This window comes from Trichococcus paludicola (assembly GCF_003052295.1).
In the GTDB taxonomy this organism is placed as follows: Bacteria; Bacillota; Bacilli; order Lactobacillales; family Aerococcaceae; genus Trichococcus; species Trichococcus paludicola.
Genome location: NZ_QBLC01000002.1, coordinates 227,346 through 240,307, shown reverse-complemented (window position 1 = coordinate 240,307; position 12,962 = coordinate 227,346). Strand labels below are relative to the sequence as shown.

General features: G+C 47.3%; 5 protein-coding genes and 1 pseudogene. All 6 read left to right on the top strand.

Annotation, left to right across the window (positions count from 1 at the left end):
* The first annotated feature begins 347 nt into the window (after positions 1-347).
* The 6 genes and pseudogenes from C7R56_RS09015 (at position 348) to addA (ending at position 12,933) form a co-directional block, all read left to right on the top strand.
* Entirely contained in the window at positions 348-500 is a 153-nt protein-coding gene (locus tag C7R56_RS09015; RefSeq protein ID WP_159072153.1) for a hypothetical protein, read from the top strand.
* A 280-nt stretch (positions 501-780) separates the two neighbouring features.
* Entirely contained in the window at positions 781-1,992 is a 1,212-nt protein-coding gene (locus tag C7R56_RS03930; protein ID WP_107995280.1) for a DUF4297 family anti-phage-associated protein, read from the top strand.
* Positions 1,992-3,770 (top strand): anti-phage-associated helicase HerA, encoded by a 1,779-nt coding sequence (gene herA / locus C7R56_RS03925; RefSeq protein WP_199902977.1) that lies wholly within the window; start codon positions 1,992-1,994, stop codon positions 3,768-3,770. The genes C7R56_RS03930 and herA overlap by 1 nt, the downstream gene beginning before the upstream one ends.
* A gap of 163 nt (positions 3,771-3,933) precedes the next feature.
* A pseudogene (locus tag C7R56_RS03920) lies at positions 3,934-5,339 on the top strand (IS4 family transposase).
* 146 nt (positions 5,340-5,485) lie between these two features.
* Complete coding sequence (locus C7R56_RS03915; RefSeq protein WP_159072152.1) at positions 5,486-9,124, top strand: PD-(D/E)XK nuclease family protein; 3,639 nt, start codon at positions 5,486-5,488, stop codon at positions 9,122-9,124.
* On the top strand, positions 9,121-12,933 hold the full coding sequence (addA, locus tag C7R56_RS03910; RefSeq protein WP_234402571.1) for a helicase-exonuclease AddAB subunit AddA: 3,813 nt from the start codon (positions 9,121-9,123) through the stop codon (positions 12,931-12,933). Before C7R56_RS03915 ends, addA begins: the two co-directional genes overlap by 4 nt.
* Positions 12,934-12,962 lie beyond the last annotated feature (29 nt).

Genomic DNA, 12,962 nt, shown 5'->3' with positions numbered 1-12,962 from the left:
TCCAACCATTAAGAACTTTGCCATTTTTTTATTCGCAGCATAGTGACATTTTCTCTAGGGGAGTCTGAGAATCCAAATGGAACATTTTGCAGTTACTATTTGCAAATTCCCTGATTGACTTAATACAAAGATTATTTTCCAATCACAGCCAGATGGGCGGGGAAGGATAGTTTTTCTGAAATACAAAAAAATCATGTCATGGCAAAGGGCGTAATCTTATTCTATGTCGATCCCGTAGATTCGGCAGAAAGTTCTAGGAGCTAAAATAAGATTGAATAAATGATGGAATATTGAGATAATGAAAAAAGACAATCAAGTGATATTGAGTGCCGGATGGGAGGGGTAGCATGGCCTGTCAAAGTGAATCAGCATTAGAAAACAAACTAATCGAACAACTAGTCTCAAAAGGCTACCAATGGGTACCGGAAGTCAGAAGCGAAGCAACGATGATTGCAAACTTCCGAACCATTCTGGAAACACGAAACAGCGCCAACTTTTGACTTTCGGGAAAACAGAAAGCCGTGAACCAAATAAAAGAAAAGCCAAGAGCGGTAGAAGTGAAAGCAAAGGAAGCTGCCTGTCTTGGTAAACCAAAGTTTGATTTTAGGAACAAAGAAATCATAAAGGGAATTTCAAATTCGTGAGTGGTGGGGTCATTTGGGTTTCGCATGTATAAATTGTGATATTTGTACTTATCGTTAAAGGTTGAAACGCCGAGACTTCAAAGAGATTTGAATTAAGTGCCTTGCATGATTATTTCAGAAAAGCAGAGGAGACGCTATGAGAGATAGAAGTGCGGTCAATACAATCAGAGGATACTTTTACCAATTTGATTATTCTATTATTAAGATTCTTGAGTTAGAAAATGCTTCAGATTCAATAATGATAGAGGGAATTGAAGATATTGACGTATCTTCTGCATCAGAAGAAACTGCAATACAGTGTAAGTACTATGAACATACAGAATATAATCATTCAGTGATCGCCCCGGCTATTAGATTGATGCTTGCCCATTTTAAAAAAGTTGTTGAAGGAAATGCAGTGCCGATAAATTATAGATTATACGGTTACTACAAATCAGGACAGGCAAAGCTGGATTTGCCAATTGATGTCGATTTTTTAAAAAACAATTTTCTGTCATATACTGAGAAAAAAGTTCCTCATAAAGTACATGAAGAGCTGGGGCTAACAGATACAAATCTGAAAGACTTTTTAGAAAAGCTGACTATTGATATAAATGCTCATAGTCTAGACAGTCAAGAATCTCAAGTAATGGAGTTATTGATTAAAGAGTTTTCGTGTAGCAAATCTGATGCAGAGGTATTATATTATTGCAATGCTCTTGCAAAGATCAGAAGCATAGCAATAGAACAAAATGATGCAGAACGCAAAATTACAAAATCTGAATTTGTGAAGGCTGTTAATGTTAAACAGCTTTTATTTAATGAATGGTACATTGCACTCAAAGGAAAACAAAAGTGGCTATCCCAATTGAGAACGCAGTATTTTTCAACCCTTAACGCCTCGCCATTTGAGAGATTTTTCTTAATAGAAGTACCACGTGCAGAGTATTCTCGCTCGTCTTTGAAGGAATTAATTCATATACTGCACAGAAAATGGGCAAAAATATCAAAACGAGAAAATCAGCCTTTTTGTCCATATTTATATATACACGGTATTGATGAAATTGAATTAGTTGAATTAAAAAAAGAGCTAGCTAGCGAGGAATTTTCCTTTGTTGACGGTTATGACTATATGGGTGCATCGTTTAATCCAAAATCAATTACTCGCACAGCCAATTTTCACAATCAAATCAAAATCAAGTTCATTAACTGCTTAGAAAATGTGCAAGATGTTATTAACATAACAGGGAAGACAAAGGAAATCTATCAATTTTATTTTTCAGAACCAATACTATCTGAAAATTACATTAACGTTAAACAAGTCGCAATCCAAATACAAGAATTTGTGGATATTAAGGGGGTAATATGATGATTAGTGAAGAAACCAAAATTAACGCAGAAGTGATTTCGGTCTACCCAGACAGAGTCAAAATATCAGTTGATAAATTAGAAGATTTCAAAATTGCTGAAGAGTCATTACGAGTCGGTTCTTATTTAAAAATATCGGATAATGAAAATGTAATGCTAATTGCGATAATAGAGAATTTTTCGATTGAAGTAAATGACAAGGGTGAAAAGAAATACTTAATCGAGGCAAATCCTTTGGGAGTTCTTAAAGATGGGAAGTTTATTCGTGGTGGTGATTCTATTGCTATACCTCCCAAAAAAGTCGAACCTGCGACGGAAGATGAAATAAACACAATTTACTGCAATGCATTTTCGGAACAAGAAAAGTTTGTATTCTCCTCATTGGCATCAAACGAACGGATCAGAATCCCGATAAATGGCAATAAATTTTTTAATAAACATATAGCGGTCGTTGGTTCTACCGGGTCGGGAAAGTCCCATACTGTAGCTACTATTATTCAAAAGGCTGTAAAGGCAAAGAATGGAGAATTTCAACTTAATAATTCACACGTAGTAATATTTGATATTCATTCAGAATATAAGTCTGCCTTTCCGGATGCTAACTTTATAGATATAAGCAATTTAGTTTTGCCTTATTGGCTACTAAATAGCGAAGAACTTGAAGAAATTCTTTTAGAAACTGGCGAACGTGACAATTACAATCAATCTTCTGTGTTCAGAACTCTGGTTACTGAGAATAAGAAGAAGCATAATCAAGGACAAACAAAAATATTCTACGATAGCCCTGTTTATTTTGACATTGATGAAGTCATAAATGCAATTAATAATTACAGAAATGAAACAGTAAATTCAAAGTGTTCTGACAGATATATGATTGATGACAATACATATACTATAATCGGTGGGAGTACTGATGTAAATTCGGGAATAAAAATGACAAGTTCAGAAAGAATAGCGATGTATTTTGAGGGTGAGCATGTTTTTCATCCTACAAAAAACCAAAACATCACAAAAGGTGACTATGCCGATGGAACTCTCGATAAATTTTCAATTCGTTTCCAATCAAAGGTATCTCAGGATAGACTAAGCTTCTTGTTTGGCCCTGAGTCTAAAACAGTAACGTTTGAAAAAATTCTACTTCAATTATTAGGGTATGCACCTGATAATCATGCAAACGTAACTTTGATTGACTTGAGCGGAGTTCCATTTGAAGTGTTAAGCATAACTGTTTCGTTAATTTCTAGAATTATTTTCGAATACGGTTACTTTTATAAACGATTGAGAAATCGCGCAAAACCTGAAGAAAAGATAAATAATGATATCCCGATTCTCTTGGTTTATGAAGAAGCACATAAATATGTTCCTAATAGTGATTTATCAAAGTATCGATCGGCAAAACAATCAATTGAAAGAATAGCCAAAGAAGGACGAAAATATGGTGTGACACTATTATTAGCAAGTCAAAGACCGTCAGAAATTTCAGAAACTATTTTTTCTCAATGTAATAATTTTATTGCTATGAGATTGACGAATCCAAACGATCAAAATTATGTAAAAAAACTTTTGCCGGACACTCTCGGGAAACTAATTGATAAAATGCCAACATTAAAGGCAGGGGAAGCGCTATTAGTAGGAGAAGCCATTATACTTCCTTCAATTGTTCAAATAGATGAATGTGAAAATCCACCTTCGTCAAATGATATACCGTTTTGGGAACTGTGGAAAGAAGAATGGAAGGATCTCGCTATAACAGAAATCAAAGCAGAATGGAGAAAGTGAGCAAACGGTAATTAATAGCTCAACTTTCGCACTTAAAAAATCTATTTAACCCTTTGATATATCAACGTTTTTAAAGAATTAAATATCAAAAACGTACGCAAAAAGACACCTCTCTTTGGTAAAATGTAGTTACCACACAACACATACGAAAGAGGGATGTCTTATGGCTACTATTTTACCAGAAAATCAAATCAATCAGGAATTTAATTCTTCCGTTCATCAATTTTTTCGCGATCAGAAACTGGGAACATTATTGAATCAATCCAATATCCGGAAAGAAGCGGGCATCTCACCGGTCATGCTGGTCCAGTTCATCTTTTCATTGGTCCTTCATAAGAAAAATTTGTATCGGACATTGGAATCCGGACGGGAGCCAGAGGCTCCTGCCAAGGATGCGGTTTATCGCTTGCTCAACAACGCAACCTATAATTGGCGAAAATTTCTTGTGCTACTGAGCCGGAATGTCATTACCCAGAAATTGTTCCTGCTTGTCTCAGAAAACCGCGAGCGCGTCCTGATTTTGGACGAGTCTTTATACAGCCGTGCGCGAAGTAAATCAGTCGAGATGCTTGCGCTTGTTCATGATCATACCACTGGGAAGTTCGTCCGTGGCTTTCGCATGCTGACTTTTGGGTGGTCAGATGGAAACACTTTTGTGCTGCTTGCCTTCTCTTTGTTGAGCTCAGAAAAACAAACGAACCGTTTCCAGGAAATCAATCCCACCATAGACAAGCGCACCGTGGGCTACAAGCGTCGGAAGGAAGCCGTCAAAAAGGCGACGGAAGCGCTGTTCGACTTGCTTGATGATATAAATCCGCTCCAACTCTGCGCTCAAACGTTACTTTTCGACAGTTGGTTCGCATTTCCAAAAGTAATCAAGCGCGTGGTTTCGGAGTATCCACTTCAGGTGATCTGTATGCTGAAACGCATGCACCGCGTATATTACACGTATGAAGGACAAAAGTAGTTGTATCAGATTGTGCGCAAAAAACGTGGTCATGCCAAGATTCTCGCATCTGTTGTCGTCAGATTAGGACTGGATGATAATGAAAAAAGAAATTCAAGCCCGTATTGTCTTCGTGCGTGATCGAAACCGCTCCAAGAATTGGCTTGCACTCTTGTCCACGGACATCAACCTGCCTGAAGAAGAAATTGTACGTCTCTACGGCAAACGCTGGGATATCGAGTGTTTCTTCAAGGTGGCAAAGTCACAGCTGGTGCTAGGAAAAGAGTTCCAATGCCGCAGTTACGATGCGATGGTAGCCCACAAAACGATTGTCTTCACCCGTTACATCATGCTTGCCCTTCGGATACGCGAAGAACAAGATCCCAGGACCATTGGACAGCTGTTCTTCGCGTGTTGTTTGTGATGAGCTGGAGGACATCCGCTTTGCAGAGGCAATTCTATTAATATTGGACTGTCTGAATGCTTCCCTGACGGAAGAACCTGTCTTGTCCGAAAAAATGGTGCAGTCCCTTCTGGACAGAGTTTTCGATAATTTTCCAGCTTTCTTGAAACGAGCATTTCCTCAACCGGAAAAGCAACTTCCAAGTGCTTTAGCGGCATAATATTATAGCTGAAAATGTTGATGTATCAAGTCTTGATGGTCTTTTTTAGTGTTCGAAAGTTGAGTTACTTACCCTTAACCTCAATGCTTCACCAAACTATTATGGTAAAATATCCATATTTACATACACGAACAGGAGGCGATCCGATGGGGTTGCAGTTTATTTTAGGCAAGGAATCAGCGGACAAGAAACAAGCAATATATGAGCGGATTTCGGGGATCATGACGGAGGAGCCGGATGCCGAGGTATTTGTGCTGGTTCCGGAGCATGCGAAGTTTGAGGCGGAGATGTCGATCCTGGAAAAGCTTTGGCAATTCGAGGCATTCCGGGATCAGGACATGATGGGCTCAATGAATCTGCAGACGTTCAGTTTCAGCCGTTTGGCGTGGTATTTGCTGAAGAAATCGCCTATTTTCCAACAGCAGCAATTGTCGGAAGCCGGCCTCAGCATGCTGGTGCGGAAGATTCTGATGGACAAGGAACAGGAACTGATCCTTTTCCGCCGGGAAGCCAACAAAGAAGGCTTCATCAAGCAGCTGACCGATCTGTTTCTGGAGCTGCGCAGCGGCCGCATCGAAGAGGAAGATTTGCAGGGGATTTTGGTGAATCAAGCCGAATCCGGCAACGAAGCCGATTTCCAGCTGAAGCTGACGGAATTGAAGGAGCTTTACCATGCCTTCAACGAAGCGCTGCTGGACAAGTACCTCGAAAAGGAAGTCATCCTTGAGGCGCTGGCCGGCGTCATCGAAACGCTTGATATGCAGAACACCTATGTCTTCATCGATGGCTTCTACCGTTTCACGGCCCGCGAACTGCAGATCGTCACAACGCTGCTGCGCTCCGCAAAACAAGTCACGATCACGTTGGCGCTGGACAAAGCCTATGTCAACGAACCACCGGCCATGCATCAGCTGTTCTATACGGCCGGATCGACGTATCACACGCTCTATCATTTGGCGCGCAGTCTGCGCGTACAGGTCATGAAGGACCACTGGATTGCGAAAGACACGGACGGCTACAAGGATGCGCTTTTGACCCTGGAGAATTATTGGATCGCGTCCACCGATGCGACAGCCAACAAAGTCCAAGGCTCGTTCGAGCTGACTGCCGACCAGAAGGAAGATATCCGGGTCTGGGGCTGCGAAACGAAACAGGCGGAAGTTTTTCACGTGGCCAACGAAATCAAAAAACTGGTCGCCGAGGACGGCTACCGCTACAAAGATATCCTGATTTTGGCGCGGACGGTCGAAGAATACGAAACGATGGTGAAGCCGGTCTTCGACAAAGACGGGATGGACGTTTTCTACGACAAAGCCGACGCAATGAAGCACCATCCATTCATGGACTTCATCGATGCGCTGTTCCGCATCCGCCGCCATCATTGGCGCTATCCGGACATCATGCGCTTGCTGCGCACGGAACTGTTGACGCCGGCCAACCACGACAATCCGGCAGGGATTGAGGAAACCGCGGCAGCCGTGCTGCGCTTCCGCGAGCAGGTCGATGTGATCGAGAATGTCTTGCTGGCATACGGCTATGAAGGCAACAGCTGGCTTTCGAAAGATGACTGGTATTTCGCGACATTCAGGGACGAGAACGGCAACAACAACCAGAGCACCGAGGACAGGCGGATGCAGGACACTTCCAACGAGGTCCGCAATTATCTGAGGGATCTGCTGCTGCCGTTCTTCCAGAAGATGGCGAAGGCCAAAACCGGCCGGGAAGCGGCGAGGAACCTGTATAATTTCCTGATCGCCGCCAAAGTTGACAAACAGATGCTGTTCTGGCGCGATGAAGCATTGGCGCAGGGGGACCTGATCCAAGCGCGGCAGCAGGAACAGATCTGGAAAGTTTTCCTGAACCTGTTGGACGAATACGTCGAAATTTTGGGGGACAGCCCCTTCCAGGCGGCAGCTTTCCATGAGATTCTTTTGACCGGTTTCCAGAACGCGACTTTCAGCTTGGTGCCTCCGAGCATCGACCAGGTCGTCTTCTCGAGCATCGAGGGGGCGCGCTTCGAGCCGGCCAAGGTGGTCTTCCTGATGGGGATGACCCAGGACCATATGCCTGCGCAGAAAGAAAATAAATCGCTGCTGACGGAAGAGGACCGCGAGCGGCTCAGCGGTTCGTTGAATAATAATGAAGAGAAGTATCTGCACCCGACGACCTCCGAATCGATGGCCGCCGAACCGTATGTGGCTTACCAGGCTTTCCTTTCGGGGACTGAGAAGGTCATCTTCAGCTATCCGATGAGTGCAGACGACAGCAAGAAATCGCCGAAGATTTCGCCTTATGTGTCGCGCGTAGCCAATGCGCTGCAGATCCCTGTCGAAATCAAGCATCAGGACATCGCCGATGCGGAGGACACGACGGCCTTCCTCGGCAGCAAACAACAGAACATCAGCCAATTGGTTCATCTGCTGCGCCACCAACGCGCGACGAACGAGCCGGTGCCGACGCTGTGGAAATACATTTTGGCCTACATATCCAAGGATCCGCAAGCCAAACGGATTATGCAGCAGGTGTTCGCCAGCCTCTGGCACAAGAACGTGCCGAGCAAGCTGACTGCGCCGGTTGCCGAACAGCTCTACGGGAAAGAGCTGTATCTGTCGGTCTCGCAGCTCGAACGCTATTTCGAAGATCCGTACAGCCATTTTCTGCAATACGGCCTGAAGCTCAAGGAACGGGCGAAATACGAGCTGTCCGCTGCCGGTACAGGCGAATTCTTCCATGAAGCCTTGGAAAAGATCGTCAACCAGCTGAAGAGCAGGCTCATCGATACCGCTGACCTGAGCGAGGAGACGGTCAAACAGATTGCCGATGCCGTCCTGGATGAGCTCTACGGGAGTGAAAAATTCAAAATTCTGAGGACCTCCAACCGGATGGCCTTCATCCGCGACCAATTAGGCGAAACGATCCAGAAGATGGCTTGGGTGCTCAACCAGCACAGCCGACGGACGGCGCTGAAGAACATCCGTACTGAAGCGGTCTTCGGGCAAATGGGCGGCGAACAAATGCTGGACGGGTTGGACATGCCGCTGAACAACGGCGGCACCCTGCATATCCGCGGAAAGATCGACCGGATCGATCTGGTGAATGCCGGGGATGCGAATTACCTGACCATCCTCGACTACAAATCGAGCGCGCACAGTTTCGATTTCTCCGACGCTTACTACGGCTTGGCGATGCAGATGATCACTTACTTGGATGTGGCTTTGCTGAACGCCGACAAGCTGTTGGCCGGGAAAACCTTGCCGGCAGGTGCCTTTTACCTTCACGTCAAGAACCCGTTCATCAAGCAGAACAGTTTCATGACGCTCGAGGATTACCAAAAGACGATCATCACCGATTACAAGCTGAAAGGGCTGTTGCTGAACGACACGGCCGTTTTGGACCTGATCGATCCGTCTGTCGAAAGCGGTCAGGCTTCGGAGATCTTCACCTTCAAAAAACTGAAGGCAGGCAACCTAGGAAAAAATGACGATTTGATCACACTGGATGATTTCAACCACCTGATCGCCAAGAACCGGGCAAACATGGTGGAAGCCGGCGACAAGATCCTTTCCGGCGACCTGAAGCTCGACCCAATCAAGGAACGGCCATATACGCCGACAGTCAGCGGGCCTTACCGCGCCATTTCGCAGTTCGACAACACACTGCCGGAGAACCGTTACCGCAAATTCAGCAAGTTGACGAAGGATGAGGTCTTTTCGAAGATCAAGGAAGAACTGAATGGGCATGATGGGAATAATCAAGAATCCAACGAGGAAGGGGAGGAGCAATGATGACGGGCATACCGGCACGCACACCCAATGAAAAATTCACGGAAACGCAATGGCAATCGATCTACCAGACCGGGGACAACATCCTCGTCTCCGCCTCGGCAGGCTCCGGCAAAACGACGGTCCTGATTCAGCGGATCATCGAAAAAGTGAAGAGCGGAACGAACGTCGATGAACTGCTCGTCGTCACCTTCACCGAATCGGCAGCCAAGGAAATGAAGGAGCGGATGACAAGCGCCATCCAGACCGCCATCAACGAAGCCCAGTCGCAGGAACAATACCTGCACCTTATCAAGCAGCTCTCGCTGATGCCGCAGGCGAACATCTCCACGATCCACGCCTTCTGCCTGAAGGTCATCCAGCGCTATTTCTATCTGATCGATCTGGATCCGGTCTTCCGCTTGTTGGCGGACACGATCGAAGTCGAGCTGCTGAAGGAGGACGTCTGGGAAGAGGTCAAGGAGGAGCTTTACGGGGAGCCGGATACGCACTTCAAGAATCTGGCCAAGGCCTACTCGAAGGACCGCAGCGACGACGATCTGATGAAGCTGATCTTCTCGCTCTACGATTTTTCGCGCGCGAATCCGATTCCTTACCGTTGGCTGGATTCTTTGCCGTCTTTGTACAACACCGAAGACGGGTTGACTAACAGCGTGCTCTACCAGGAGTTGCTGAAGCCGCAGCTGCTGAGTCTGATCGAAGGCATCCGCTACGACATCGAACAAGCGCGGCATCTGGCCGGGCAAGATGTGGAGACGGCTGGCCAACGGGAAATTTTCGAAACAGAACAGGGCTATGCCGACCGGCTGTTGGTAGCTGTCCAGCAGGATGACTACGAATTGGCCTACACGATTGCAAACGAACAAGTGCAGTTTGCGCGTTGGCCCAGCAGCAAGAAGGCCGACCCAGATGAAGTGAAGGATCAAAAGGCGCTGCTGAAAAACCTGCGCGACAAATACAAGAAGGATTTCGCCGCATTGAGCGCGCAATACCTCAACCGACCGCTTGCGGAACAGGAGGAAGTGTTGCAGGGAATCCACCCGTACGCCGAAGAGATGGCCCGGGTGACGAAACGCTTTTCCGAAGCCTACTGGGAACGGAAATTGGACGACAATGTGCTCGATTTCAACGACCTGGAGCATCTGACGCTGCAGATCCTGGCGCCGATTGCTGCTGACGGGGAACGCAAGATGAGCGACGCAAGCGCCTATTACCGCAACAAGTTTGAGGAAGTGCTGATCGACGAATACCAGGACGTGAACCAGCTGCAGGAGAGCATCCTCTATTGGGTGACGCGGCACCAGCCGGAAACCGAGAACCTGTTTATGGTTGGGGATGTCAAACAGTCCATCTACGCCTTCCGCTTGGCCGACCCGAGCCTGTTCCTGCGCAAATACGCGGCCTTTGCCGACAAAACCGGCGGGGAACGGATCATTCTGGCGGAAAACTTCCGATCGCGCGCAGAAGTCATTCATTTCACGAATTTCATCTTCGAACAGCTGATGGACGAAAAAGTTGGCCAGATGGACTACGACGAAGCAGCGAAGCTCCAGGCCGGCAACAAATCCTTTCCGGAGAGCGAGCGCAACCAGACGGAACTGCTGATCTACCTGTCGGAGAATGCCGACAACGGCGAGGAAGCCCTCACGCCGGAGAACGATCTCGAAGCCGACCTGACGATCGACGACAAGACAGCCGGGGAAGTCACGATGGTGGCGCAGAAAATCAAGGCGCTGATCGACGAAAAGTTCCTGATCTACGACAAAAAGAACAAGGAAGAACGGCCGCTTTCCTACCGGGACATCGTGCTGTTGACGCCGACGAAGAAGAACAACCTTGTCATCCTGGAGATCTTCAAGGATTTCCAGATACCGGTCATCCTGAACGACACAGAAAGCTATTTCCAACGGACTGAGGTTTCGATCATCCTGTCCTTGCTGAAGGTCATCGACAACCCGCGCCAGGATATCCCGCTGGCGGCAGTGCTGCGTTCGCCAATCGTCGGTTTGGACGAGAAGCAGCTGGCATTGATCCGTATTCAGCAGAAGAACGGCGATTTTTACGAAGCCGTGCAGCATTTCATCAAAATTTGCGAAGCTTCTGGGATTGACCAGACTGCGGAAATCAAGGACGCGCACAGTAAATTGGCGCTGTTCATGGGCCGCTTGCACGAATGGCGCAACACGGCCAGACGGAGCAGCCTCGTCACTCTGATCTGGACCATCTACAACGACACCCACTTCCTCGACTACGTCGGCGGCATGGTCGCCGGCAAACAGCGGACGGCCAATCTGCACGCACTCTACGAGCGGGCCAAAAAATACGAGGAAACGAACTACAAAGGGCTGTTCCAATTCATCCGCTTCATCGAGAAGATTCAACAGCGCGACAAGGACTTGGCGGAGCCGACTTCCTTCAGCGACGACGAGGATGCCGTCAGGGTCATGACCATCCACGCCAGCAAAGGCCTGGAGTTCCCGGTCGTTTTCCTGATGGATCTGTCGAAGCGGTTCAACCTGAGCGACACCCAAAGCAAATACATCTTCTCCGAGACGCAAGGACTCGGGACCGATTATTTCGACGTCCAGCAACGGGTCCAGTATCCGTCCTTGGCGCGCCAAGCATTGGCGATCGAAAAGAAAAAGAAATTGCTGGCTGAGGAGATGCGCAAATTGTATGTGGCATTGACCCGCGCCGAACAGAAACTGTTCCTGGTCGGCTCCTACAAATCCGAGGAGAAGCTCTGGGCCGATTGGCAAGTGGCTGATGGGACTAGCGACAAGCTGCTGCCGGATTACCTGCGCCTGCAGGCCAGCTCGATGATGAAATGGCTCGGCATGTGCCTATACCGGCATGAAGATGCCGAGAATGACCATTTCCACAAGGAGTACCGGGGCGAACTGACGCATTATCCGGTGCACTTCAGCATCCAGACTTACCGCGAGGAAGACCTACTTTCCTACATCCCGGTCGCCATGGAGGAAATCAACGAATCGCAGTGGAAAGATGAAATCGAGCAGATGGCGACGGCGAAAGTTGAAGCGCATGAATATTCTCTGGCGGAGGAGATGAAATTGGCCGTTGCCCTGATGGAGGCGCAATATCCCCACGAAGCGGCAACGACGACAACCAGTTACCAATCCGTTTCCGAGATCAAGCGCCTGTTCGAGGACCCGGACGAGAGCCATATGCTGAAGCTGGACCTTTCCGACACCAAACGGGTCTCCCGCTATGTGGAGCCCGAATTCCCGCGTCCGCGCTTCATGCAAGAGACGGTGATGCCGAACAGCGCCGAAATCGGTACCGCGACCCACTTTGTAATGCAGTCCGTGGATTTGGAAAAGGAAATCACCGCAGCCTATGTGGCGCAACTGTTGCTTGAATTGGTAGATGATGGACTGCTGGAGAAGGCTGTTGCGGAGAAGCTGGATGCGGAACAGATCGCGTTGTTCTTCCAAACCGAGTTGGGGCAGGAAATCCAGGCGAATGCCGACAGAGTGAGACGGGAAATGCCGTTCTCGTTGCTGATCCCGGCAAGCAGGATATTCGCTGAGATGCCGGAAGACTCAACCGACAATCTGCTGATCCACGGTATCATCGACGGCTTCATCGAGTACGACGATCACATCGTCCTCTACGACTTCAAAACCGATTTCGTGGGCGATCAAGCTCCGGTATTGCCCGAGAATATCGTCGACAAGTACCGCGGCCAGATGAACCTGTACAAGAAGGGCCTCGAGACCATCCGTCAGAAACCAGTCAGCGCGGCATATATCGCGCTGCTTTCGAACCATACGAATGTGGTTATCTGATTACGGCGGTATGTTATTGAACGACAAAC